Source organism: Vibrio sp. DW001, from assembly GCF_029016285.1.
In the GTDB taxonomy this organism is placed as follows: domain Bacteria; phylum Pseudomonadota; class Gammaproteobacteria; order Enterobacterales; family Vibrionaceae; genus Vibrio.
Window position 1 is genome coordinate 977685 of record NZ_CP091975.1, and the last position, 25689, is coordinate 1003373.

The window sequence follows — 25689 nt, forward strand, 5'->3', positions numbered from 1 at the left end:
TATATACAGGTTTATCACGACTGCTACTTATTAATTACACTATTTTCAGATACTCTTACGCAACGAAAACAAACCATGAAAAATTGTTATGAAAACCATCGAACTACCGAAAGATTGGCAAGGCGAGTCTTGTTATTTTCTAGAGGGCGCTATTTTAGCGTCTAATTTGACCGTGAAACCATTAGAACCTGAAAACTGGTGCGGTGCAGTCGGTATAGACCAAGAAGAATCAGATAACCTCTTAGTCCCCCGTATTAATGCTCAACATAATGTCTTACGCAGAAGTGAATACTCACTGTCTGAATTAACAAAAGAGCAACTCGCTGACTTGTCGGAAGGTTTTATGGCGGTATGGCCAATCGTAGAAACGCAATACCAAGAGGTGGAAATATTAGACAGTACACTACGTATGCTGCAAGCGTTGCTAACAACGTTCATGCTAGCGATAGATGAAGAGCAAACCCAACAGCAAATGAAGGCTTCTGGCATAGAACAGCCACCCAAATTGCAAGATCTATTGCCTCAACTAGACGTCATGATAACTGAAGTAGCTTTAGCTGCGGATGAACTGATGGTGGGGCAAAAAGGACAGAGTGTAAATCCTTACAAAGGAGTAGGGCGAAATGATTCGTGCCCATGTAGGAGTGGCAAAAAATTTAAGCAGTGTTGCGGTAAGTAAGGCTGTACGCTTGTTATCCCCAAAACCGTAGATATCCATCCTGACAGCCTCCGTCATCCCTACAGAAGTATAATGCTGTTCGGTTAGTACTAAAGACTTCGTCATTTCCGTGGAAATAGGCCAATTTTCGTCGGGATAGCAGGTTTAGATAACCTTAACCGAGCAGCATGACGTCTTCACGGAAATACGATACCGATGGTGTTACTTACTTTACCTTAAAGAACTGAGAAACCGCGACAACGGCCGCAACAACAAAACTCGCCGCGAAGATGATAACCAACCACTGTGGCATAGATAGCGTTAAGAACTGCCATACAATTTCGCTGCAATCACCTGTCGCTTCAAAAAAGGCAGGCAACCATTGATTAAGCGGTGCCCATTCTGGAAAAACAAGGGGTGAACAGGTAGCGAATATATTGTTTTGGTAGTTGACATGTTCCAAAGCCAACATCAAACCTTTTAATGATGTTCCGGCCCAAGCCAAAATTCCCACCCAGCGAATGACGAATACCTGAGGGGCGATAGCGCCCAATAATGCCGCGACACCAATGCTAATCATTGCCACACGTTCGTAGATACACATTACACATGGATCGAGCTTCATGGCGTGTTGAAATGTGTAAGCACAGGCGTTAAAAAAAACAACAAAGCAAAAAAGTAGCAGCCAAGAAAGTCGAGTGCGAGAGAAAGCATGGAGAGAAGAAAGAGGGTTCACTTTATAACATCCTAAATAACAAAAGCTCTGATTCATCAGAGCTTTTTATACCGAATAAGTTCAATGGTCAATAATAATTATTAATGACCCGTTGTCGCTGCAGCGCCAACAGCATCGGCAATATGGTGTGTCAGCCAACCCATATCGTACATCCACGCCGTCATTGGTTCTAACAAGAATGTAATGCCTACCAAACCGACTATCGCAAGTACGATTGTGTAAGGGAATGCCATGATGACCATACGCCCATATGACAATCGTACGAGTGGTGCTAGAGCCGACGTCAGCAAGAACAAGAATGCCGCTTGCCCGTTTGGTGTTGCAACAGAAGGTAGGTTTGTACCAGTATTGATAGCAACAGCCAATAAGTCGAACTGGTCACGAGTAATAACAGCGTTATCTAATGCCGTTTTCACTTCGTTTATGTATACGGTACCAACAAATACGTTATCAGACACCATAGAGAGCACACCATTCGCAAGATAGAACATGCTTAGCTGTCGACTACCCTCCATTGCCAATACGCCGTCGATAATTGGACCAAACAGATGTTGATCAATAATGACCGCCACGATAGAGAAGAATACCGCAAGTAATGCGGTAAATGGCAATGCCTCTTCAAATGCTTTCCCAAGTGAGTGCTCTTCAATAACACCAGTAAACGCGGTGGCTAGAATGATAACAGACAGGCCAATCAAACCAACAGATGCTAGGTGCAGCGCCAATCCAACGATGAGCCAAACAGCAATGATACCTTGTACATAAAGCTTAGCCACGTCTTGCTTAGTACGTTTTTTCTTCTCAGCTTGGTCATAGTCGTTAAGGATAGTACGTACATGGGTTGGTAATTCCGTGCCGTAGCCAAAGACTTTGAATTTTTCGACAAGCGCACAGGTGATCAAGCCACAGATAAACACGGGTAAGGTCACCGGTAACATCCGTACAATAAATTCACCAAACATCCATCCAGCCTGATCAGCGATGATAAGGTTTTGTGGTTCACCCACCATGGTGGTTACACCACCTAAAGCCGTACCAACACCTGCATGCATAAGCAGTGAGCGTAAGAATGAACGGTAGTTTTCTAAGTCGTCACGGGTCAGTTCAGAGAAATGGTCATCTGTTGTATGATCGTGTGACGTTTGGGTGCCTTTACCTGAAGCAACTTTGTGATAGATTGAGTAAAAGCCAATCGCGACACTAATAACAACGGCGATAACCGTTAATGCATCTAAAAATGCGGACAAGAAAGCGGCGGTAAAACAGAACGCCATAGAAAGCAGTATTTTTGAGCGTATACCCAACAGTATCTTGGTGAATATGAACAGCAATAACTGTTTCATAAAATAGATACCTGCAACCATAAAGATAAGTAGCAGCAATACCTCTAAATTATTTTCCAATTCATGCATCACCATTTGAGGTGACGTCATGCCAATTGCGACCGCTTCAATAGCAAGCAAACCACCCGGCTGAAGAGGGTAACACTTTAGAGCCATCGCCAGCGTGAATATGAATTCTACGACAAGCATCCAACCCGCTACAAAGGGGTCAACATAAAAAAATACAATTGGATTGATGACGAGAAAAGAAATGATGGCTAGTTTGTACCAGTCTGGCGCTTTGCCAAGGAAGTTTTTGATCAAAGCGTTCCCGAGTGAAATCGGCATGTTAATACTCTTACAAGTTAATATATATTCTTCTATGCTTGTATCGGTAACTATCAATGTACGGCTAACGGCGATGTATTTTTTTGGGTGAATGGGGTTGTTCCCGCACCAATAAAATACCGCTAACTATTACAAGCACTTCCTATCCTGAACTGGGAGACATTTCATTAAATAATCTTGCATAATAGCGCAATGACAACTAATACGTTATTCAACAAAGGGATGAAATCGTCAGTCCAAAACCTCGCACAGCATAGCATGTAAGTTACGAATTTTTACAATTTTATTGATATGTTGAATTGCAGGTATAAAAGGGGGAATTTTTCATATAATCATTATATTTTACAATTAGATATAATATCGACTTTGTAAAGTGGACGGGCAATAATTTTACAAGAAACTGCCTGTTTTGTGATAGCGAAAACGTTTTCGAACAAAACTTAGAGCCAACGACTTGTTAATGTGTATTTGCCTAGGCGTTAACAGAAAGTTAAAGCTGTTGATTAGGTATGGCTTCCAGATTTCGCTCAGAGTGCAAGTAGTGGTATGATGAGTCATTCGACCTAACAATAATGAATCGGACAAACTACAACATGGTTATACGGGCAAAAAGTCCAGCAGGTTTTGCTGAGAAATACATAATCGAAAGTATTTGGAATGGTCGCTTCGCACCGGGATCGATCTTACCAGCGGAACGCGAATTGTCAGAACTCATCGGAGTGACTAGGACGACTTTGCGTGAAGTTTTACAGCGCCTCGCAAGAGATGGATGGTTGACCATTCAGCATGGGAAACCAACGAAAGTGAATCAGTTTATGGAGACATCTAGTCTGCATATTTTGGATACACTGATGACGTTGGATTCTGACAATGCCAACAGTATTGTAGAAGATTTATTAGCTGCTCGTTCTAATATTAGCCCTATTTTTATGCGCTATGCGTTTAAAGCAAATAAAGAAAGTTCAGAAAAGACGATTAAAGGCGTAATCGAATCATGTGAGAGCTTGCTTTCCGCAGAGAGTTGGGAAGCGTTTATTGCTGCCTCTCCTTATGGTGACAAGATCGTACAAGCGGTTAAAGACGATGGTGAAAAAAACCCAGAACTGCGCCAAGCATTATTAATAGCAAAAACATTTAATTTTTATGACTATATGCTTTTTCAACGATTGGCTTTCCATTCGGGAAATCAGATATATGGGCTTATATTCAACGGTTTGAAAAAATTGTATAACCGAGTAGGTAACTTTTATTTCTCACATTCAGAATCGAGAGAGTTGGCATTAAAATTCTATCGTGAACTTTTGCAAAATTGCGAAAGTGGAGAAAAAGAAGAACTGCCTTTACTTATCCGTAATTATGGATTGGAAAGTGGTCAGATCTGGAATGAGATGAAAACATCTCTGCCGCCTAACTTTACGGAAGACGACCATTAATGAAGTAACCTTGCTTCGTTTATCATTATATAATAAAAAACGCCTACTTAATTAGGCGTTTTTTATTAGCATCTTCCATGAAAATAATTATTAATATGATAAATTTCTCTGTAATCCCAATAAATAAAATAAAGTATGTCGACTAATGCCCATCTGGGGGAATTAACGCGCAAGTAATAGGGTTGTCCACTGGTAGAAGGCCCAGTCTAGGCATACAAGGATGTCTTAAATGGTCGAAGGAAGGACATTCATGTGGAGCACAAACTTGCTTAATTCAGTATTATTTTTATCATACGAATAGGTGTTTTATACCGTGCATATTTGCCCTTCTTTATATTTATTTGCCGCGCTTAGCATATAGTCTGCTTAATTTTATTTCCCTGCTATACCGAAAAGATTTTAATTAATTAAGATGGTGAGATTAATTGTGTAAATCTTAAATGGGTGAATGCGTGTTGGGAAATAAATTGATGTTAAGTCGAGCAAAATGGTTGGGGTCAATATTCTTAATTGGTTTTATGACGTTTGCCGTCGGTTGTAATGGTGGGTCGGACAGTGGTGACGACTCTTCCGGTTCGGGAGGGGACCCTATTATTACCCCTGCAAGCCCCCAGATTTATGCGGAAGATATTTTTGTTAATATTATACAAGACAATGACGTGCTTATTCCTATTGAACAGCGTGCATTCCGCTCAGACAGCAAACCCGTTCAATTAGACGATGTAAAGTTGGTAGACAGTAATAACCTTTACTGCAACGACGTCAGTTTTACCAATGATGAGATTCATGTTAGTTCGCGCACCAGTGGCGTATGTGTTTATGAATATTCGGTTAGCGCCGTCACGCCGTCATCAGGTTTATCAGCGACACATTCAGACTCGTCTCGTGCAGATGAAACAGAGGCAAATACTAAGGTATCGGCACACGCCTACATTGTGGTTCAGCCTAAAAACGTTGCGTTGAGAAGCTCAAGCCCTCTTCCCACTATCTCTATGGTGGCAGGTAGCGCCGATCTCGTGATCGATATTGAAGACAAACTTGGGTCGAGTTTTCCTACGGGGGCCACGGTTGATATTGCCGTGACGGTGCTCGGTTCTGGCGTAGCCAGTGTCGATACGACGGATAAGACAATCACGTTCTCTGGTGGTAGTACGGGCGTGACTCGATTGATTTATTCTTTGACCGAAACGGATGCTTCGGTCCATTTAGGTGTTATTGATATCAGTATCTCGACACCGGGTGCGAATTCCAACCCCGTGTTCACCGATTTTGAATTTAACGGTACGATTAGCATCAACCTTGAACAAAGTGAATTGACGGGCACGATTGATATCGCTCCTTATATTTCAGATCCTGACAATGGACAGTCACCTCAAATTATTGACTACAGAGGGTTCAATATTTCCTTAACGGCATCTGCCTCCGACCCATCTAGCCTAACAAAGTTTGATTTCAAGGTGAAACTTTCCGGTGTGTACTATGTTTCAGTGACGATTAGCGACCACCATGGCGGTTATACCACCGGTCTTGTCGAGATAAATGCCAAAAACATGTTTGCGCCTATCACAGTGAATAACATGATGTTTTTACCGCCTATTTCTTTTGTGGAAGCGCAATATTCAGGTTTTGCCTATATAGGCAGCTATAAAGAAACCACAGCAACAGGGCCAAAAGATTTCGAGATGGCGTTGATGACGTATGATATTGCGGACGCGATCTGTAAATCAAAAGGCGGGCTTTTGCCTACAAGTGAGCAGATGGCGGCTTTCATTGAACAAGAGAAGACAGATAAATTATGGGGTGCCAGCAAAAAGCAATGGCCCATTGGAAAGCCATATTTTACCCAGAGTTCCGGTGATAACGTTGGTATGGTCACCTTTAGTTCGGGTCCTCCCGCGATGAGCACGGAAACCAGTGTTCAAAATGCGCTCGGTTATGTGTCTTGCGTTGACATGACGCCATTAAGCCTTTCTATAGACAATGACAGGATCTATATTGATGTGACCGATACGCTTACCGCGTCTTTCGAAACCTCATTTGGCCTAAAATACCCTTACGAAAAACCGTTAACATGGTCTATCACCTCTGGTACGGAATATGTGACCTTGGAAGACATTAATCAGGTTACTGGTGTCTCCAAAGGTACTTCGAATGTTAAAACGGTCAACTACACCAATGACCTTAGCGCAACCAAAGCAATTCCGGTGACAGGCCAACCCGTGTTGATCACTGATGTCATGAATGGAACCGTAAATGAAAATGTTAAGTTTACCTCAACGACACCGACTGCAAATCAGCTAGTAACGTGGAGCGTCACAGGGAATGATGCAACATTGGTGACGATTAATACGTCTACGGGTGTGGTGTCTATGGTTGCACGTAATTATGAACAACCGCAAGATAAAAATGCTGACAATGTATATAGTATCAACGTTGCTGCAACAGCCATATCAGGCAGTGAAAGTGCGTCAAAACCGATGATGATCACCGTTAAGAATATTGTAGAGACTTCGACCATTGACTTGAATAATATTAAAGACGAATCTGTTAATGAAGGGATTGCATTTACCTCAGAAAAACCAACAACCAGTGGTAATATAGGTAAAGTTACTTGGACGGTTGGCGGCAGTGATGCAACACATGTGAAGATCAACCGTTCTACGGGTGTGGTTACCATGGTGGCAAGAGACTATGAGAACCCAGTCGACTATAAAGGAGACAACACCTACTATATTAAGTTAATAGCCACCGATGCTGATGGTAATGTTGGCGGTAAATTCATGACAATTACCGTTAAGGATGTTAAAGAGAGGTCCACCATTACCTTGGATAATATTAAAGATGAGTCTGTTGATGAAGGGATGGCATTTACCTCAGCAACACCAACAGCCAGTGGCAATATAGGTAACGTTACTTGGACGGTTGGCGGCAGTGATGCAACACATGTGAAGATCAACCGTTCTACGGGTGTGGTTACCATGGTGGCAAGAGACTATGAGAACCCAGTCGACTATAAAGGAGACAACACCTACAATATTAAGTTAATAGCCACGGATGCTGATGGTAATGTTGGCCATAAAGTAATGACAATTACCGTTAAGGATGTTATAGAGAGGTCCACCATTACCTTGGGTAATATTAAAGATGAGTCTGTTGATGAAGGGACGGCATTTATCTCAGAAATACCAACAGCCAGTGGCAATATTGGTAACGTTACGTGGACGGTTAGCGGCAATGATGCAAATCATGTAACCATCAACCGTTCTACCGGGGTGGTTACCATGGTGGCAAGAGACTATGACAACCCAGTCGACGATGGTAAAAACAATACCTATTATATTCAATTAAAGGCTACCGATGCTGATGGTAATGTTGGAAGTAAATCAATGACGATTACGGTTCAGCAGCTTGATGACAATTTTTATACAGTGTGGAGATCATACTATACACCTGTTAATTGGCTAGACTATTGTAATCGCGTGAAAGGTGATACAACAAGAAACTTTGCTGAACCTACTTTGAGTCAACTGCGAAATAGTCCGCCGCCAAATTATTTGTTGCAAAAATATTTTGATAACTATCCTGCTCCAATTATGGCTTTGGATGATGTTGCGAATAATAAGGTTTATTATTACCCAATGAACTCTTATACTCTGAGAACAACGAGTAGAAATACAAGTACCAAGATGACGCTTCTTTGTAAGTATTCTTATAAATAAAGTAGTGCGCTATCCTCTGATACCGTCATCATGACTCTTTGGATGAAGTGATTAATAAGTAAAAAAACGAAGCCTCTTTTCTTTTTGGAAAGGGGCTTTGTTGTGTGTGGTGAGTTGTTTTTGCCTTTTAGTGTTATAGCGAGATAAAGGTGCTATTGTGATTACCGCGTTAAAGATATATTGGCAATGACTTTTTAGTCGTGACTTGTCTTACTGATAAATGAGTATGGATATCTTTTACGCTGATTATTTTATGTAACTTCCTTGTAAATGCCTCATAACCTGCCAAGTCTGGTGTGGCAACTTCTAACAGGTAGTCATATCCTCCAGAAACGATATGCCCATTGATAACCTCTTTCATGTCAGAAAGCACATATTCAAAATTTTTAATCGACTCTTCCTGGTGATTACTTAGGCTCACTTCAACAAAAAAAATCATCGCTATTCCTACTCGACCTTTGTTCAAATTCGCCTGATAATCCTCAATATAACCTTCATCCTCGAGGCGCTTTAAACGTCTTGCACAAGGAGAAGGTGATAGCCCAACTCGCTCAGACAGTTCAGCGGTAGAAAGGCGTCCCTCTTTTTGAAGTACTTCCAACATATGACGATCTATTCTATCCATACCTATTCCTTAGCGATTTAAAGCAATAATTTAATATAATGTAGTTGAAATAGCTAATAATGACCAATTTTCTCTGAATGATTGCCTAATAAATGCGCCAATATTGAAGGATAATCTTATGGCGAATTCGAGAAGGAAGGTTTTTGGTAAATGGAAAAGGTTATTCAGTCAGAAACGAGTAAATCGGGTCTCAACGATATATCACCATTAAGAAATGGGTATATAGTCATGACTATGGTCTTGCTGATTTGGTCAGGATTTTCACTTACCGTTCGTGCTATAGGCGCTTCACCTCTCAGTATCGCCGACGTCGCGTTGATAAGATTTGCTGTACCTTTAATACTTTTGGCGCCATTGGTTCCTTCTCATCTGAACGCGATAAAAAAAATCCGTTTCTCAGGTATGCTGTTGGTTTTACTTGGAGGAGTACCATTTCTTTTTTTGGCTTCTTTAGGAGCAAAAACGACACCTGCCGCTTATGTTGGAACCGTATTGGCGGGTACTCCACCGTTTTTCGTTGCTCTGCTCTCTTACGTTTTTTATCGTCAAAAGATCTCAATGACGCAAGTCTTCTCATTGTCTCTCATACTTGCGGGCATTGTAACAATGGTCTTAGACCGCACCGTTAATACGGCAAGTGAGATAACCGGAGGTATATTCTATTTGCTGAGCGCGGCAGTGATTTGGGCTGGATACACAATGGGGTTAAAGCGTGCGGGTCTGAACCCCATTACTGTAGCAATAATCCTTTCCTACTTATCATTTATCATTACGTTGGGATTAATCTATTTTGAGTTAGTCACGACCAACTTTGGTTCCTTTTCTTTTCAAGAAGCACTCCCATTTGTATTAGTTCAAGGACTGGGTGTTGGTATTCTGGCGACGATTGGTTTCTCGTATGCTGTGAATCAATTGGGTTCTGACAAAGCTTCGATTATAGGTTCTATTTCTCCGGGATTAACCGCTTTACTTGCCGTTGCAATCTTTGATGAGCCGTTATCAATAGTTATTTTATGTGGGATAGCTCTCATAATAACTGGCGTCATCTTGTCCAATCTCTCTTAGAGATATTCTTTAGGGAGAAATAAAAAGATGTTCAACAATTGGAACCGTTTGTTTATACGATACACGTAGCGATGTCTTTACATTGTGCCGCTAGGGCCTCAAATATCGAGGACCTAGCTTTCGAGTGACTAAAATATTTCGGACAGCAATATCACATGGTTAATGATGAGTGTCGTAAAGCTTAGCGTCTACTTCTTGACCTTTTTCTGGGCGTGGGACAATCTCAAATTTTGTATCAGACTCGGTAAGTGACTTCATTAGTTTCTCCAACGAGGATGCATCACCGAGAACTTCTGCACTATTTTGGTCTAACACTTCTGTTAATGTTGCTTGCTTCAAGATGATTTTCGATACGTCACTCTTGTTGATAATCAAAGTTGTATCTGCATCCATCATTTCAGAAACCCTAATGTTGTTCAGATTTCCGTTAGATATTTCGACATAAAACAGCTCATTTACATCAGGCAGGTGAATATTCATCGTAAACGGAGTCTGTTGCGCTTTTAGTGAATCGACTTTAACCGCAAGGAAATCCAGAAAGTTCTCAATGGTCATATTCGTTAATACATCTGGAGACGCAGTTTTTGGAGCGCCAGGTTGTGTACCGATGCGAAGCTCTTGCGCTCCGGTAAGGTAAATGTTTCTCCAGCCGGCACCTTCAGATTGGTAGCCGAGCTGCTCATAAGTGTCCGCGAGCAGTTGACGTGCTTCTTTGTTTTTGGGTTCAGCGTGAACAACTTTGTTTAATGCTGTCGCGACAAATCGGTATTCACCTTCACTGAAATCGACACGCGCTTTATCTATCACGGCTTCGCTGCCTCCCATATATTCAACAAATTTTACTGACTCTTGCTCGACCTGAAGTGGGTTCAGGTTTGCAGGGTTCATATCAAAGTACCCTAAGTACATGTTATATACCGCACGAGCATTGTGAGAGTATGTGCCATGGTAACCATTTGTGTGCCACGTCTTTTGAATACTATCTGGCATTATCTTATAAATTTCATCACCAATATCCTGTAGAACGACACCGTTATTGGCTAAGCGTAATGTTTGGTTGTGCGTGAAGCCGTATGCGTCACGCTGCATTTTTAGATAGTCAGAAATTTCCTCGCCACCCCAAATTGGTGCAGAGTGAGAGGCGAATAAAACATCGGTATCGGGTCCCCAGGTGATGAGCATTTCATTCATCTTTTTAGACCATTACAATCAATTACGTTAGCGGCGGAATCATTGAAAATGACTCAACCTGAGGTGAGTGGAGCGCTCAAGCGGCTCCAAACTAAATTAGGTGCGGATTTGTTTATTTGTAAGGGGCGCGGTATTGAGCCAACTAACCTTGCAATACAGTTGGCCAACCGAATTGAACCTGCAATGTTGGGGATTATGGGGGTCGTAAGTTCAATTCGTGAGTTTGATATTTCTCAGTGCTACACCTTTCACATCTTGGTCAATGAGGTCGCGTTGGCAAAGTTACAACCTCTTGTCGAGCAAGATACGTCATTAGAAAATATATCAATAGAGTTTTCGATGGTGCCGAATGACGAAGAGTCTTTAATGCACAGCCTAAGTATGCAAAAAGCCGACCTTGCGGTTGATGTTAATTACCCCAACTTGAGCAGTTACAAAACTCAGCAAGTGCAAGCGGATGAATTAATCTTAATTGCTCGCAATGGTCATCCTCGTATACAAGGGGTGATCACACAAGAACAATACTACGAAGAAAAGCACATTACCTTCCGTATGCGTCGCTCGAATCGCTATACAGCAGACTACTTTACCAAGCTCCCGATTCAAGATCGGAAAATCAGTGCAGAGTGCGACTCGCGACTGACCATGTGTGCGTTAGTGTCTAGCTCTGATTGTATTGGTAGTACTTCCCGCGAGCTAGCTATTCGGTATGCAGATAAATTTGGCCTACAAGTTTTGCATCAACCTTTCGAAACCTTGGAGATGCATCAGTATATGACATGGCACAATAGGACTGATACGAATAACGCACATCAATGGTTAAGGCAAAAAGTAAGCGAATATATGGCAAGTTAAGTGCCTCAATAAAAACAGAGGGATAAGAAAGGTAACTTTGAACTGGAATAACCAAGGAAGAACAACTAAGGACAGGAACAACTAAGGACACACATCTCATATTTCGAAATGTATGCCCTCGTTAGGCTTTTTTAGTAGATTTACTCTTCGTTTTGGCTTCGTATGCGCTATCATCCTCTTTCTTTGGTTCGCGCCATTTTTCTCATTTGTGATGGGTTTCTGCTGTATTGGGAGCTTTGTTTCCAAAAGATCCTAATACTGATTGGTGACGATGACGCGTAGATTAATAAAGGTAGCGGTTATGTGGTCTATTTCATCTGTAAAAGTAAATTCGAAACGCACAACATGTTATTACGTCTGTGATGGTCTGCCATTGGGTGAGGTAAGGGGAAAAACAGGGGGCAGTTTTCGCTTGATGATCAATGGTCTGGGTTTTATCGACATTAATGATATAGGGCATCAACCTCATGGTGAACATTACTGGGCTCTCGATTTGAATGGACAGCGTTATTGGTACGATGGTCAAGGAAATATTGAATTTGTGATTGAAAGCGATGGTTCATTTCTGGCAACTGGTCACGGGAATTGTATCTCAGGACAGCTACAAGCACTGCCTGCTGTGACTCCCGAAGTTGTGGCCTTATTTAATGAAATGATGGATAAAAAAATAGTGCCTTACCAGAACCCTCCATCAGGCACGACTAAATCAATTGAAGAATTAGAGGTGCTAGGTAAACAAAATTACCCAGGCGATCCCAATGGCTTTGATTTTGCCATGTGCTTATATGATTGGACCAGCCCAGATTTTATTCGCACAGATGCGTTTAACCAATTGGCGTATAGCGCAATAAAAGATCTCCCTTTAGATATCGCTACATTGGCAGAAACGATATGGGCGTGTGATTATCCTAGTTGCACAGCAAAAGACGCTGATTTTATGAATATGTTTTTGATGAAACCAGCAAAGTCCGAAGAAGATGTTCGTAAGCAACTTGAACCTGTCGCCACACAAGTTCAAAAATATGCCATTGCCGAGACCATACTTCATATTAATGCACTCCTTAAATTACCTAAAGTGTCATCAAAAGATTACCCACTTTTGTATCGAGGAGGTATGGCAATATCGGGTAATACCTTAAAAGACTTTGCACCTTCACTGCGTGAGTATCCGGGGAATGCAGGACCGACTACAGAACCACTTGTTTATCCATTTGAAGATGCCTTAGATAACATGTTGAAACCGGGCTCTATTATTACACTCAAAACCCCATGGAGTTTTTCAAATGACTTGGATGGTGCGAAAGTTTGGCAACGAGGGGTGCTTGTTACCTGCAAGCCTCCAGAAGGATATGATGAGTGGCCAGGTGGAGCAGATATCACCGCTTTTTCGTTGAATCCCGATACATTTGAAGTGAATTTTCCACCGAATACACGGTTTAAAATTGAATCTTATGAGTGGATTACTATTGAAGGTAAGCCCGTTTGTCATTTCACTATGCAAATGCTCGGTTATTATGGTGGGTAGCGTTTTGAGGTGTGTGTCCTTGTGAGCTTTCTTGTGAGCTTTTTGTTTGTCATTTCACTATGAAGATGCTCAACTATTGTGCTGGGTAGCGTTTTGATATACGTGTCTTCGTCATTTACGTGCCTCCATAAATGACACAATCAAACCCCGTGCTGGTGCATCGCGACAACGCACCGTATAATCGCAGGTTCATCAAAGACAAGGTAATGAAATGAATATTTGTGGTGTTGAAATTAGTGGTAATGACGCGATTGTAAGCCTGCTATCACTGTCCGATGGGGTATTTACGATTCCCGATTGCCGAGTGGCTAAGGTATCCATAGGCGATGCAAACGACACTCAAAAAATGAAAGACTTTCAGTTTTCGTTCGCTAAATTGATGCAAGATTACAAGATTGATCGTGTGGTGATCCGCCAACGCCAAGCAAAAGGTAAATTCGCTGGTGGTGCGGTCGGTTTTAAATTGGAAGCGGCAATCCAATTGATCGAGGCACTTTCGGTCGATGTCATTGCGGCTAGCGAAATTAAAGAGCGTTTGAAACGAAACCCACTTGCGGTACCGTTTAAAGAAACCGGTTTAAAGCAATATCAAGAGCCCGCGTTTCTTGTTGCCTATGCATGCATAATGCATTCAAACGAGTGATCGTTACTGCTGCCTGAAGTTAAAAAAAATTAACGTAAACTAGCGAGGACACACACCTCTAATTTCAAGGCGTATGTCCTCGTTAGTGTTATAACAGTAACCACTATGCTTAGCTAACTCAGCCTACGATATGAAAACAATGCGACGCTAGCCCATACCATCGCTCGAAAAATAAGAGCAAGAACGGTGCGAAGTTCGTATTCTTCTCCATTCATAATGTGCAATCCCAATAGCCCCAAAATTAAAACAGTTAGAATGGCAATACTAACTGATATCCATACCGCCCAACGTTGACGAAACCCTACCCCTAAGCCTGCTATAACATAAGCAAATCCTGCCAAAAAATTAAACCAAACGACAAACGGAACATAGTGACCAGCTGCTTGGGCCTTCTCTTCAATAAATAAGACGGAACCACCAGAGATGACAGTAAGAACACCAAACGCAGTGGCAACAATCGCAACGCCAAAAATTCCTATCGTATGTTCAGATTTCATAATGGCATCCTCTATGGGTTTATAATCAAGTGAATACTTCACGACTAGACAATTACCGAGCCTAAATGGTCTGGTAGAGGTGATGTCACACTGATACTTTTCAAGTATAAAGTACAGACTGAAACGATGTTGTGTGCTGGATAAGGGTTTATCAGAATGATCATATTCGCATTAAACCCTGTCCAGATATATTGACTCAGTTAAGTTGTAAAGTGGGCATTTTAATCAATCATTATGATAATCTTTAAGATGACAAATTTGTCATATTTGTTGCGAGTACGACGCATCAAGTGAGATACTTTCATCAATTGCCTCGGGGTCAACTCAATGAAAATATTGCTTGTCGAAGACGAACAAAAAATTGCAGATTTTATCTGCGAAGGCTTGCGTGCAAAAAAAATCAGCGTTACCCATTGCGCGGATGGCAATCAAGGCTACGAGATGGCAAGAAAAAACGCTCACGATGCCATCATACTTGACATCATGCTTCCGGGCCGTGATGGATTGGATATTCTCCGTTCTCTTCGTCAAGCAGGTATTGATACTCCTGTCATTCTTCTAACTGCACGTAACGAGTTGGGCGATCGGGTTCAGGGTTTAGAGATGGGCGCTGATGATTACTTAGCAAAACCTTTCTATGTGGAAGAATTGAGTGCTCGACTCCATGCGCTACTTAGACGGCATGACGGCACACCACAACATGTGGTTGAGGTTGGCTCGCTGCGACTTGATTGCATGAATCGAAGTGTCAGTTGTCACGGTCAATCTGTTGAACTTACTAGTCGGGAATTTAGCCTACTAGAGCATCTGATGCGTTCACCGAATATGGTATTAACACGGGGACAACTATTGGAGCATGTTTGGGGGTATGATTTTGACCCCTGTACCAATGTTGTGGATGTGTGTATTAAACGGATTCGCCGTAAGCTTGTTTCATTGGAAAGTGCGGGGAGAATGGTTGGTGCCATTGAGTCGGTGCGCGGTACTGGTTACCGTCTGAGTTCTCGCTGAGGTTATAGAATGTATTTCCGTACTCGCATTTTTTCCATGTCCATACTCATAGTGAGCGCTGTTCTTGCTGTTGTAATCACGTTAAGTTGGACGCGTATTATGAAGGTAGAACTTGACCATCTTGATTCTAGGCTTTGTATGGAAGCAAAGCGCTTAATGCCAAAATTAAATGCACGTAATACTCAGCCCAATTTAAATGTCTCAAATGATACGGAACTTTCAGGTAGAAAACTTATTGATGATTTAGTGGATAAGTTGCGAATTAACTCACCTAGCCAGTTGATGATATTCGTTGAATCCGATGAGAATAGTGTCTTGACGATGTCTGAAGGTGCAGACGTACAACATATATTCAGTACATTAAACTTGGTTAGCAAAGACCAATTAGAATCTACAAAGAACAACCGAACCAACACATTTTGTCAGTTCGTCTTCTTTGAACATCAGCAAAATCAATGGCGAGCTAGCTTTTTCCAACTACTAGGCACACAAAGCTTCATTGCTGTTGACGTTGCCGCCACGAGCAATGAGTTAAAAAGCACATTGAGATCTGCACTTATCGTGGTGATTCCTTTCTCTCTGTTGCTTAGTATTCTTGGAGCATGGTTCATCGCTACTACTACCATTCGGCCTATTAATCGCCTGCATAAGTCGATGGATACGGTGACACAAAAAGATCTTAGCCATCGACTACCTAAGCATAATGAAGACAAAGAGTTTAAAGTGCTCATCGATACGTACAATACAATGTTGAATCGATTGGAAAAAAGTTTTCAACAGACCTCTCGCTTTACCGCGGATGCTGCCCACGAGCTCAAAACACCACTCACTGTTTTAAGAGGGAAGCTTGAGCAGGCGGTTATCTGTGAGAATGCATCGTTACTGGATCTTAATGCGATTCTTGATGAAGTAGGGCATTTATCAGCCATCACTCGTAAATTGTTACTTCTTTCACAGGCAGATTCCGGTTCCATGGCGCTTCATCTTGAACCAATTAACATGACTGATTTATTAGATGAACTGACTACTGATATGGAGTCGTTGTCGAATGAGTTGGTGCTTCATTGTTCGATTGAACGAGAGCTAATACTAAAAGGTGATAGCGTTCTGCTAAGGCAGCTTTTAAATAATCTGCTTGTTAACGTGATGCGCTATAGCCTTCACGAGAAAGGCGTAACTATTCAAGCCAACCAAAACGAGTCAACTATTGAGGTGCTTGTTAGTAATTTTTGTCTTCCGATTTCGGATGAAGTCAGAAATCAATTGTTTGAGCGCTTCTATCGCGGAGAACCAGAACATACGCAAGGCATATCCGGTAGTGGTCTAGGTTTAGGTTTGGCTCGAGAAATTGCCCGTGCACACGGCGGTGACCTAATTCTTGAACCAAGTGAGAATGATATTGTTGCTATGCGATTATTGTTACCACTCGTTTAATGACAGCATTGTCATCCATCTCCGACGCCTAATCGATAGACTTAAGGTAACTCAATAAACCGTTACCTTAATCGTTTGGAGATTAGGCCATGATTACAAAAATTACTGTTCCCCTTATAACCTTGATGCTGCTTGTGTCTGCGGCAACTAAAGCGAATGAATCTCTCGAACTTGTCAGTACTGCGTTTTCAGATGGAGAGTCACTACCTGTTCAATTTACCTGTGAAGGTGTAGGTATTTCCCCACCATTAAACTGGAGTGGGGTACCGGATGGAACACAGACTTTAGTTGTGATTATGGATCATATGCCAGATCACATGTCAGATGTGAAACCAAAGCCTAACAATGATAGCAAAGAAGAAAATACGCCCCCTCCAGAGCCTAAGTTAAGAAAGCCAGAAGAGCTGCGTTGGTATTGGAGTATGTACAATATACCGGCACAGGTTTCTGGTATTGAAACTGGACAATCAGCGGGTACGCTTGGTAGCAATATCGTGAATAATAAGAATGAATATTCGCCACCATGCTCTAAAGGCCCCGGTCAAAAAAACTACACTTTTCATCTCTATGCACTTTCAAAGTCTTTAGATACGGTCCAATCAGGCCGTATTTCAGAATCTATTCTGCGAAAAAACATGAGTGGCTTTGTACTGGAATCTGACTCCCTGACCGTTAGATTTGAACGGAGTTGCCAAACGCCACCAAAACCTCATCAGAAACACAATAACCATCAAGAAGAAAAAAGAGATCCGCCTTCAACATTGCGACCATGTGGGCAAACCAAGGGTGAGCTCATTCCTGTATTTATCGAAGAGAAGTAATGAAGAGATCTATATGAAGAAAAATATTAAAAACACGTTGGTATTACTCCTTCTCATCGGTGGTATCGCAGCAGGTGTCGGGTACAAATACACCATGGCGCAGCAAGTTCAGTCTGTATTTGCTACCGATTTTGTCAAGCGTGGCGATATTGAAAGCGTGGTGCTGACGAACGGTGTGTTATATCCATCGAAATTGGTCAGTGTCGGTGCTCAGGTTTCGGGTTTGATAGGGAAAATTGATGTTCAGTTAGGTGATGAGATAAAGCAAGGTGATTTGATTGCTCAAATTGATAACCTGACACAGCAAAACGCACTAAAAGATGCAGAAGCTTCGCTTAAGAGTATCAATGCTCAATTTGGAGCAAAGCAAGCGCAAATTAAAGTTGCGATGTCTGAATTCAGTCGTAAGAAAAAAATGTTGGTGGATGGGGCTACCTCTCAATCGGAATATGACACAGCAGAATCAATACTTGCCGTTTATCGGGCTGATCTGGATCAGTTAAACGCCGAAAAAGAGAAGTCGGTCATTAGTGTGGATAGCGCGAGACTTGATCTAGGTTACACAACCATTACATCGCCTATTGATGGCACCGTGATATATGTTTCTGTCGAAGAAGGGCAGACCGTAAATAATAACCAAGGTACACCGAGTATTATTGAACTGGCGCAATTAGGAGTGATGACCATCAAGGCACAGGTTTCTGAAGCAGACATCATCAATGTTGGTGCAGGACAAGAAGTCTATTTCACAATTTTAGGGGCAACAGGGAAGAAGTACCGAGGTGTCTTGCGTGCCATAGAACCCGGCCCAACATTGCTGAGTGGTGACGATAGTGCTCTGATGATTGGTGATGATGAAGCTATCTATTACAACGCGCTATTTGATGTAGAGAATCCGGAAAACTTGTTGCGTTTCGGTATGACTGCGCAGGTATCTATTGTGCTTGAAAGTGCGACAGACGTATTACTTGTTCCGTCACAGATATTAATTGAAAAGCCCGGCCCGAGTCCTTCTTATCAAGTCCCAGTGAAAAAACACGACCAAGTTGAGTATCGCGATGTAGAAGTTGGTATCAACAATAAAATCTACGCTCAAATACTTTCAGGTCTCAACGAAGGTGAAGAGATCGTTATCGGTGAGTCGTCTGGTAGTGACGAGGCTGTTTCTGGTATACCAATGGGTGGTTTGTCGGGAAGAAGTATGGGTGGACAAGGTGAGCCCGGTCGGGGCAAGGGGTTATAACGTATGGTTGAAGCACTGTTAGATATTGTCGGTGTAAGTCGCACTTTTGCTGCCGGGGAGCAGGAACTGACGGTTCTGAAAAATATAAACCTCCAGATTTACCGTGGTGAGATGATCGCCATTATTGGGGCTTCTGGTTCAGGGAAATCGACGTTAATGAATATTCTGGGCTGTCTGGATAAGCCAAATAAAGGGAATTATTTCATTAATGGTCAGGACACATCGATTATGGGTGAAGATGAATTGGCGGCACTGAGACGTGAGCACTTTGGGTTCATCTTTCAGCGTTATCATCTTCTGAGTGATTTGACCGCGCTGGGGAATGTGGAAGTCCCGGCGTTGTATGCAAATGACGGTCAGCAAGTTCGACAAGAGAAAGCGAAAAAACTACTTACTCGCCTTGGATTGAGTGATCGGTTATACCATAAACCAAGTCAACTCAGTGGAGGCCAACAGCAGCGAGTAAGTGTCGCCAGAGCCCTTGTTAATGGTGGTGATGTTATTCTGGCCGATGAGCCGACCGGAGCGTTGGACAGTAGCAGCGGTGAAGAGATGATGAAGCTTCTTCAAGAGTTGCACAACGATGGCCACACCATAATTTTGGTCACGCACGATCCGAATATTGCTAAGTTTGCTGATCGAGTTATTGAGATCAAAGACGGAGAAATTATTGGCGACAAACAAAATCGTAGTACAGCCGTAACTTGTCAGGCGGTGGCAGACTGCAATCATTCTGAAGATAAAAAGCACAAAATAACGCGTGGTATACACTGGTCGCGTTACCTTGAAGCACTTAAGATGGCGTTACTTGGTATGTCCAATCACCGTCTGCGTACGTTTCTTACTATGCTCGGTATCATTATCGGTATCGCTTCAGTGGTGTCAGTGGTCGCTCTGGGTAATGGATCACAGCAATCAATCCTAGATAATATCGCCTCAATGGGGACCAATACCATTGAGATAAAACCAGGAACAGGGCGCGGAGATCGCCGTTCTGGGCGAGTTCGTTCGCTCACCGCTGAGGATGCTAAAGCGCTTAAAACGTTGCCATTTGTAGATAGCGTGACCCCAACCGTCAGGGCTAATGTCGCTATTCGCTATTCCAATGAAACGGTCACAGGTTCGGTTCAGGGGGTTGGCACCGAGTATTTTCGTGTACGGGGGTATTCCTTGGCACAGGGTCAGTATTTTGGTACGGACAGCATCGACACGCTAGAGCAGGTTGCTGTTATTGACGCGAATACTGAGCAAGAGCTTTTCTCTGATAGTGATGCATTAGGTAGCGTTATCTTTCTCGGTCGCCTTCCTGTAAGAATTATTGGCGTGACGGAACCTATTGAAAGTGTGTCTGACAACAGTGATGAGCTGAATATTTGGATACCTTATACCACGGTGTCCGGTCGTATATTTCGACAGAACTATGTCAACGACATCACAGTAAGAGTCGATGAGAATGTTTCTAGTGATGTAGCTGAACAAGGAATTGTTAGCCTACTTACTATGCGTCACAACATGGTTGATTTCTTCACTATTAACACTGATACAGTACGAAAAAGCATAGCGAAAACCTCTGAGACAATGACTCTACTTATTTCTGCCATTGCGTTTATCTCTTTGTTAGTTGGAGGCATTGGCGTTATGAATATCATGTTGGTATCCGTATCAGAGCGAACTCGAGAGATAGGTATACGTATGGCGGTAGGAGCCAGGCAGACGGACATCATGCGTCAGTTTTTGATTGAAGCGGTGCTGGTTTGTTTCTGTGGTGGGGCATTGGGAATAGGGCTTGCCTATCTTATTGGTGTGATTTTCTCATACTCCAATAGCAGCTTTCAGATGATCTATTCGAGTTCGTCTATTATTGCGGCTTTTGTTTGTTCAACGCTAATTGGCATATTATTTGGCTATCTTCCTGCCCGTAATGCGGCAAAACTCAACCCTGTTGATGCACTTTCTAGAGATTAAGGGCGAGGAAAAATGAAATGAAAACTAAAATAAAAATTTCTATCACAACGATGTTATGTGTTATTTCGTTGTTTGGTTGCAGCTCAATGCGTACTGAATATCAACAGCCAGAAATTGACACGCCAGAAAGCTGGCCTCAGGAGCGAGTGTTGGATGCTAATGTTCAGTCATCAGAGCAGGAAAGTGGCACAATTGAACGGCCTGATAGGTGGTGGACGTTGTTTGAAGACTCACAGTTAAATAGCCTTATAGACCAAGTGTTGAAATCAAACAGTGATTTAGAGAAAGCGACGCTTACGTTAAGAAAAGCACGAATGGAGGCCGGGATCAGTGAAAACAACAAGGTACCGACAATCAGTTATTCACAGGATTCATCATATGAATATGATACAGGTTCGGGCACGTCAGATACCAATTTTGATTCAAAATTATCCCTGAGCTATGAGTTGGATCTTTGGGGACGAGTAAATGCGGTTGTTGACGCAGATGAATGGTCTGCGAGAGCAAGCTACGAAGATAGAGAAAATATGGCACAAAATCTGGTGGTGACAACGGCTACGCTTTATTGGAAAGTGGGGTATCTCAACCAGATGCTTGCGCTGACAAAACAGAACATAACAGGTACAGAGCGTGTCGCCACGTTAACAAAATACAAATATAACATTGGCTCTGCCACCCGATTGGAAGTGCTTGAATCGACGCAAACCCTGTTTAACCAGCAGGTGCAGTTGAATCAATTACAACAAGAGTTGTCAGAAACTCTAAACGCGATGTCCACACTACTTAACCAACCCTTGCAAGATACGGGCATAACAATTGAGCAACTATCGGTTCAACCTGTACCTGATATTGAACCGGGAATACCTTCAGATCTTTTGTTACGCAGGCCGGATGTCCAAGCCACCTTGTATGCGCTGAAATCATCCCTTGCGAATAAAGATGCAATAGACGCAAGCTATATGCCGACATTTGAGCTAACCAGTTCATTAAGTACCTCATCTTCAAACTTATTAGAGTTACTGCAAAATCCAGTAGCTAAATTGGGAAGTGGCATTGTTTTGCCCTTTCTTGAATGGCACGAGATGGAGTTAAACAAAAGTATTTCTGAACTCGACTATCAGATGGCAGTTGTTGATTATAGAAGTACAATTTATCAAGCATTTGAAGAGGTAGCTAATCTGCTTACGGCAAAAGAACGCTATTACTATCAGGGCAACATATATAAAGAGAAGTACGTTAACGCTAAGGAAATAGAACGTATTTACGCGAGTAAATACGAAAATGGAGCAAGTGATATCATTGACTGGATTAACGCAATGGAGTCGAGGCGCAGTATTGAATCATCGTTGTTGGAAAATCGATATAACCAGTTTGTGACTCAGGTAAATCTCTACAAGTCACTTGGCGGTGGCGATATTGCCCCAGAGGCTTAACATTGGAGAAAATGCAGTCTCTAACCTTACGCTGGACGATACAGCTGTGACGATTGAAGAGTTCTCTGAAGCTTGCGGTGAAATCTCTTACCGCGCTATCGTCAATGTTGATTGTCACTTCGATGCCCGTGATAACAACATCGACTAAAATCCCGTTGTATTAGAATTTGAAAAGCCAACAGATCTCGGTCTGTTGGCTTTTTGTCATTACGTGTCTCGTCCTGAAATGTGTTATCAGAAACGATATGCGGCCGTTGCACCAACTACCCACTGATTGGCACTGTCTACAATTGGTGAATCGGATATTTTGTCACCAAGATGAGTGTAAGCCGTTGTTTGTGTTAGTTCCCATCTATCATTGATGGGCATAATTAGCTTGTAACCAAGGTTGTAAGAGATATCAGCGTTACCTTTATAGGCCTTACGTGTTTGAGTCGCTTCTTTATTTTTTACACCGAAGTAGTAATCTACGTAATCTTCACTCTGGTATGTCAAACCTGCAAATGGAACCAAATCCATACGTCCAACACTCATTGGAAGGAAATATGTCACACCAGCCAAGTAACCATCGTATGTGTCTGTCACGTCTTGTTGGAAGTACGTAGAAATAGTACCTTGAGATAGCGCAAAGTCAGCATTGATACCGAGATCCAAACTGGCTTTACGTTTGTCCATTCCTTTTAAAAAATTTGATGTATCTTGGTCGTATGCCAGACCGGATGACCCTATGTAGCCACTCATGTTGAACATGTCACCAGTGTTACCAAGGAAACGGTAGTTAATGCTTTGCAGTGTCGCATTGAAGTCCTCACCCTGATAACCAAAATTGCCCAGTAGGGTAGCGTTGTGTTTTTGATCCTTAAACAAATCACTTGCACCCGCGGCTCCTAACTCAGCAATCCAGCTGTTCTCTTTGGTATAGATGTTACCGTTTCGAATGTATGTATCACCTGCCGCATGTACTGCAGTAGCGGCAACAAGAGTAGAGATAAGAATGGTCAGTTGTTTCATCATATTGTCCTTGTGTTAACTTGTTATGAACACTGTACAGAATAAGTTAACCTGACAATATATTGACCTTGTCAATCATTTGTCATTGTTTGTCAGACTCATCGGACAAACGATCGAGCCGCAGAGTAAATTTCGCACCACCCAATATACTGGCTCCAACTTCCACCTGACCACCATGTCGTTCAGTGATAAGTTTAACAATTGCCAAACCTAAACCGAATCCCGTGTTGGCTTTGTTTCGAGACGGGTCAGCACTATAGAAAGGGTCGAAAATGAAGTTCCAGTGATCGCTAGGAATCCCCGGACCGTCGTCTTCGACAATAAATACCACTTCATCATTTTCCATTGTCGCGGACAGTAGAATGTTCTGTTCTGCATACCGCAGGGCATTAGAGAGCAAATTATTGATGGCACGTTTGAGTAAGGCGCCATCGGCTTCGACGAAAAGACCTTCAGTGATGCAAAGATCCACTATCACTGTTTTATTTTTCGGTAATTTGTTTACTAAACCTTTGAGGTAAGGGGTGCATTCAAGTCTTTCTATGCTCAATACAGAATCTGGACGCTCAACTTTGGCGAAGTAAAGCAGGTCATCGACCATCTGCTCCATCTCTTCGGTATCTTCGATAATACTGGTGATTTTCTCGTGCTGTTGTTGAGTTAAGTTCTCGTCCTGTAACATCTCGGCTTGCCATTGAATCCTGAAAATTGGTGTTCTTAAATCATGTGCGACCGAATTAGTCAGTGACCGGTTGCTCGTAATTAGGTAAGAAATTTTGTTCGCCATGTAATTAAAACTCTCGTTGAGCGAACCCACTCTATGTCTACTGCCTGTCGGTGCTCTGAAGTTAAAATCACCTTGGGCAAATTTCATGGTGGCCAGTTCAAGTGAGTTTATTTTTCGGCTGAGAAACCAGATAAGACCGGATGTGTAAATAAAGAAACCGCCTAAGATAAAGCCTAGAAGAATGACTTCATCAAACTCGATCGCTTTACGAAGGTATGAATCGGCATCGGGTTGAATTCGATAGATGGTGTCGAGAGACGAGAGCATAAACCAAAAATCTCGCTCATCATCGTAAAAAGTAAACGGATGCGCTCGGTCATTATTGAAGTAGTTTTTTACTTCATCAGGAACGTCTGAACGAGGGAATACGGTGAGAGTTTTAGTAGTATTGCCGACAAAATCGTTTAGGACAGTGAGGACTTGTTCTTGTCCCTGACTATCGGACATGGTCATTAACATGTCTCGAAATGCAGCGCCTTCCAGATCTTCTAGTACATACTCATTGTCGGTATTGAGTTGATTTACTATGGTGTCATACGCTATTAAACTCGCGAAGAACAGCACCAATAAACCGAAAAATGCCTCTATATAGAACCGGCGCATACATCATCATCCTCACGTTTTCTTTTAACTATCTGGTACGAACAAATACCCTTTGCCTCTCACTGTGATGATGCGCTTTGGTGTAGAAGAGTTATCGCCAAGTTTCTTTCGCAGGCTAACTATTTTGTTATCTATAGTACGGTCTAGGCCATCGTACTCTATACCTCTTAATGCCTGTGTTAGCACCTCCCGTGACAACACTTCATCAGGTGAACTCGCCAGTATCCACAATAGATCGAAATCACTGTCAGGCATGATGACTTGAACGCCATTGAGAGAGCAAATTTTACGAGCTTGATTCAGGCTTAACTGGCCATGAGCTAGCGTATTCGTCGACTTCGAAGCCACTTTGGCGGCTTGTTCAACTGTCGAGTTACGCCTAAGCAACATACGAATACGTGCTAACAAGACTCTTGGTTTAATGGGTTTACTTACAAAGTCGTCGGCGCCAATCTCAAGAGCGGCTACATGGTCAAAATCGTCATCACTTGCCGTCAACATTAAAACTTTACCCGAATACTTAGCTCGGATCTGTCTACAAATTGTCAGACCGTCCATACCTGGTAACATTAGATCAAGCAAAAGGATATCGGGTTGTTGTTCGACAATGGCATCAATTGCGTTTATACCATCTTCAAATGCGGTCACTTCGAAATCTTGTTTAACGAAATACTCTTCCAACATTGATCGAAGCTTTGGGTCATCTTCGATTATAAATAAGGAATGCAAAGGGGTCATCAAGATATTTAACCAGAGTTCTGAGT

General features: G+C 42.3%; 21 protein-coding genes and 1 pseudogene. 14 read left to right on the forward strand and 8 right to left on the reverse strand.

The window, feature by feature from the left end:
- Positions 1–88 precede the first annotated feature (88 nt).
- Entirely contained in the window at positions 89–679 is a 591-nt protein-coding gene (locus L3V77_RS04700; protein ID WP_275135952.1) for an SEC-C metal-binding domain-containing protein, read from the forward strand.
- Between the two features lie 205 nt (positions 680–884).
- Here the strand turns inward: L3V77_RS04700 and dsbB are convergent, their stop codons facing one another.
- Positions 885–1394 (reverse strand): disulfide bond formation protein DsbB, encoded by a 510-nt coding sequence (dsbB, locus tag L3V77_RS04705; protein ID WP_275135953.1) that lies wholly within the window; start codon positions 1392–1394, stop codon positions 885–887.
- Positions 1395–1474: 80 nt separating this feature from the next.
- Positions 1475–3064 (reverse strand): Na(+)/H(+) antiporter NhaB, encoded by a 1590-nt coding sequence (gene nhaB, locus L3V77_RS04710; RefSeq protein ID WP_275135954.1) that lies wholly within the window; start codon positions 3062–3064, stop codon positions 1475–1477.
- Between the two features lie 593 nt (positions 3065–3657).
- Here nhaB and fadR point away from each other — a divergent pair.
- Together fadR and L3V77_RS04720 are read left to right on the forward strand one after the other, a co-directional pair.
- Complete coding sequence (gene fadR, locus L3V77_RS04715) at positions 3658–4497, forward strand: fatty acid metabolism transcriptional regulator FadR (protein WP_275136694.1); 840 nt, start codon at positions 3658–3660, stop codon at positions 4495–4497.
- A 470-nt stretch (positions 4498–4967) separates the two neighbouring features.
- Positions 4968–8216, forward strand: coding sequence for a hypothetical protein (locus L3V77_RS04720; RefSeq protein ID WP_275135955.1), 3249 nt, complete (start codon positions 4968–4970; stop codon positions 8214–8216).
- Between the two features lie 169 nt (positions 8217–8385).
- Here the strand turns inward: L3V77_RS04720 and L3V77_RS04725 are convergent, their stop codons facing one another.
- Positions 8386–8841 carry an Lrp/AsnC family transcriptional regulator gene (locus tag L3V77_RS04725; RefSeq protein ID WP_275135956.1) on the reverse strand — a complete coding sequence of 152 codons (456 nt, stop codon included), beginning with the start codon at positions 8839–8841 and terminating at the stop codon, positions 8386–8388.
- Between the two features lie 150 nt (positions 8842–8991).
- On the opposite strand from L3V77_RS04725, the gene L3V77_RS04730 reads away from it, so the two are divergent.
- Entirely contained in the window at positions 8992–9906 is a 915-nt protein-coding gene (locus L3V77_RS04730; protein WP_275135957.1) for a DMT family transporter, read from the forward strand.
- Positions 9907–10065: 159 nt separating this feature from the next.
- Here L3V77_RS04730 and L3V77_RS04735 read toward each other — a convergent pair.
- Positions 10066–11124 (reverse strand): annotated as a pseudogene (locus L3V77_RS04735) (alkyl sulfatase dimerization domain-containing protein); the annotation flags it as partial.
- Between L3V77_RS04735 and L3V77_RS04740 the strand changes: the two are divergent.
- The 3 genes from L3V77_RS04740 (at position 11119) to L3V77_RS04750 (ending at position 14120) form a co-directional block, all read left to right on the forward strand.
- Positions 11119–11952, forward strand: a complete 834-nt coding sequence (locus L3V77_RS04740) for a LysR family transcriptional regulator (RefSeq protein ID WP_342752071.1) — start codon at positions 11119–11121, stop codon at positions 11950–11952. The pseudogene L3V77_RS04735 and the gene L3V77_RS04740 sit on opposite strands and share 6 nt — an antisense overlap.
- A gap of 301 nt (positions 11953–12253) precedes the next feature.
- Entirely contained in the window at positions 12254–13477 is a 1224-nt protein-coding gene (locus L3V77_RS04745; RefSeq protein ID WP_275135959.1) for a hypothetical protein, read from the forward strand.
- Positions 13478–13688: 211 nt separating this feature from the next.
- On the forward strand, positions 13689–14120 hold the full coding sequence (locus tag L3V77_RS04750) for a DUF3010 family protein (protein WP_275135960.1): 432 nt from the start codon (positions 13689–13691) through the stop codon (positions 14118–14120).
- Between the two features lie 113 nt (positions 14121–14233).
- On the opposite strand, the gene L3V77_RS04755 is transcribed toward L3V77_RS04750, so the two are convergent.
- Positions 14234–14617 (reverse strand): hypothetical protein, encoded by a 384-nt coding sequence (locus L3V77_RS04755; RefSeq protein ID WP_275135961.1) that lies wholly within the window; start codon positions 14615–14617, stop codon positions 14234–14236.
- Positions 14618–14944: 327 nt separating this feature from the next.
- Here L3V77_RS04755 and L3V77_RS04760 point away from each other — a divergent pair, with 327 nt between their 5' ends.
- The 7 genes from L3V77_RS04760 to L3V77_RS04790 all read left to right on the forward strand — a co-directional run bounded on the left by L3V77_RS04760 (position 14945) and on the right by L3V77_RS04790 (position 22672).
- Positions 14945–15628 carry a response regulator transcription factor gene (locus L3V77_RS04760; RefSeq protein ID WP_275135962.1) on the forward strand — a complete coding sequence of 228 codons (684 nt, stop codon included), beginning with the start codon at positions 14945–14947 and terminating at the stop codon, positions 15626–15628.
- Positions 15629–15727: 99 nt separating this feature from the next.
- Positions 15728–17062 carry an ATP-binding protein gene (locus L3V77_RS04765; RefSeq protein WP_275135963.1) on the forward strand — a complete coding sequence of 445 codons (1335 nt, stop codon included), beginning with the start codon at positions 15728–15730 and terminating at the stop codon, positions 17060–17062.
- Positions 17063–17151: 89 nt separating this feature from the next.
- Complete coding sequence (locus L3V77_RS04770; protein WP_275135964.1) at positions 17152–17883, forward strand: YbhB/YbcL family Raf kinase inhibitor-like protein; 732 nt, start codon at positions 17152–17154, stop codon at positions 17881–17883.
- A 94-nt stretch (positions 17884–17977) separates the two neighbouring features.
- Positions 17978–19126, forward strand: coding sequence for an efflux RND transporter periplasmic adaptor subunit (locus L3V77_RS04775; RefSeq protein ID WP_275136695.1), 1149 nt, complete (start codon positions 17978–17980; stop codon positions 19124–19126).
- A gap of 3 nt (positions 19127–19129) precedes the next feature.
- A complete protein-coding gene (locus L3V77_RS04780) occupies positions 19130–21091 on the forward strand; it encodes a MacB family efflux pump subunit (RefSeq protein ID WP_275135965.1) in 1962 nt (653 codons plus the stop codon).
- A 17-nt stretch (positions 21092–21108) separates the two neighbouring features.
- Positions 21109–22524, forward strand: coding sequence for a TolC family protein (locus tag L3V77_RS04785; RefSeq protein ID WP_275135966.1), 1416 nt, complete (start codon positions 21109–21111; stop codon positions 22522–22524).
- Positions 22508–22672, forward strand: a complete 165-nt coding sequence (locus L3V77_RS04790) for a hypothetical protein (protein WP_275135967.1) — start codon at positions 22508–22510, stop codon at positions 22670–22672. Before L3V77_RS04785 ends, L3V77_RS04790 begins: the two co-directional genes overlap by 17 nt.
- Before the next feature lie 86 nt (positions 22673–22758).
- On the opposite strand, the gene ompV is transcribed toward L3V77_RS04790, so the two are convergent.
- The 3 genes from ompV to L3V77_RS04805 all read right to left on the reverse strand — a co-directional run bounded on the left by ompV (position 22759) and on the right by L3V77_RS04805 (position 25663).
- Entirely contained in the window at positions 22759–23535 is a 777-nt protein-coding gene (gene ompV / locus L3V77_RS04795; protein WP_275136696.1) for an outer membrane protein OmpV, read from the reverse strand.
- An 82-nt stretch (positions 23536–23617) separates the two neighbouring features.
- Complete coding sequence (locus tag L3V77_RS04800; RefSeq protein ID WP_275135968.1) at positions 23618–24925, reverse strand: ATP-binding protein; 1308 nt, start codon at positions 24923–24925, stop codon at positions 23618–23620.
- A 24-nt stretch (positions 24926–24949) separates the two neighbouring features.
- Positions 24950–25663, reverse strand: coding sequence for a response regulator (locus L3V77_RS04805; protein WP_275136697.1), 714 nt, complete (start codon positions 25661–25663; stop codon positions 24950–24952).
- Between the last annotated feature and the right edge of the window lie 26 nt (positions 25664–25689).

Bases quoted from the DNA above. Each gene is read 5' to 3' on its own strand.
- L3V77_RS04700 (WP_275135952.1), top strand. From the start codon at position 89: ATGAAAACCATCGAACTACCGAAAGATTGGCAAGGCGAGTCTTGTTAT.
- nhaB (WP_275135954.1), bottom strand. From the start codon at position 3,064: ATGCCGATTTCACTCGGGAACGCTTTGATCAAAAACTTCCTTGGCAAA.
- fadR (WP_275136694.1), top strand. From the start codon at position 3,658: ATGGTTATACGGGCAAAAAGTCCAGCAGGTTTTGCTGAGAAATACATA.
- L3V77_RS04720 (WP_275135955.1), top strand. From the start codon at position 4,968: ATGTTAAGTCGAGCAAAATGGTTGGGGTCAATATTCTTAATTGGTTTT.
- L3V77_RS04725 (WP_275135956.1), bottom strand. From the start codon at position 8,841: ATGGATAGAATAGATCGTCATATGTTGGAAGTACTTCAAAAAGAGGGA.
- L3V77_RS04730 (WP_275135957.1), top strand. From the start codon at position 8,992: ATGGAAAAGGTTATTCAGTCAGAAACGAGTAAATCGGGTCTCAACGAT.
- L3V77_RS04745 (WP_275135959.1), top strand. From the start codon at position 12,254: ATGTGGTCTATTTCATCTGTAAAAGTAAATTCGAAACGCACAACATGT.
- L3V77_RS04750 (WP_275135960.1), top strand. From the start codon at position 13,689: ATGAATATTTGTGGTGTTGAAATTAGTGGTAATGACGCGATTGTAAGC.
- L3V77_RS04755 (WP_275135961.1), bottom strand. From the start codon at position 14,617: ATGAAATCTGAACATACGATAGGAATTTTTGGCGTTGCGATTGTTGCC.
- L3V77_RS04760 (WP_275135962.1), top strand. From the start codon at position 14,945: ATGAAAATATTGCTTGTCGAAGACGAACAAAAAATTGCAGATTTTATC.
- L3V77_RS04765 (WP_275135963.1), top strand. From the start codon at position 15,728: ATGAAGGTAGAACTTGACCATCTTGATTCTAGGCTTTGTATGGAAGCA.
- L3V77_RS04770 (WP_275135964.1), top strand. From the start codon at position 17,152: ATGATTACAAAAATTACTGTTCCCCTTATAACCTTGATGCTGCTTGTG.
- L3V77_RS04775 (WP_275136695.1), top strand. From the start codon at position 17,978: ATGGCGCAGCAAGTTCAGTCTGTATTTGCTACCGATTTTGTCAAGCGT.
- L3V77_RS04780 (WP_275135965.1), top strand. From the start codon at position 19,130: ATGGTTGAAGCACTGTTAGATATTGTCGGTGTAAGTCGCACTTTTGCT.
- L3V77_RS04785 (WP_275135966.1), top strand. From the start codon at position 21,109: ATGAAAACTAAAATAAAAATTTCTATCACAACGATGTTATGTGTTATT.
- ompV (WP_275136696.1), bottom strand. From the start codon at position 23,535: ATGAAACAACTGACCATTCTTATCTCTACTCTTGTTGCCGCTACTGCA.
- L3V77_RS04800 (WP_275135968.1), bottom strand. From the start codon at position 24,925: ATGCGCCGGTTCTATATAGAGGCATTTTTCGGTTTATTGGTGCTGTTC.
- L3V77_RS04805 (WP_275136697.1), bottom strand. From the start codon at position 25,663: ATGACCCCTTTGCATTCCTTATTTATAATCGAAGATGACCCAAAGCTT.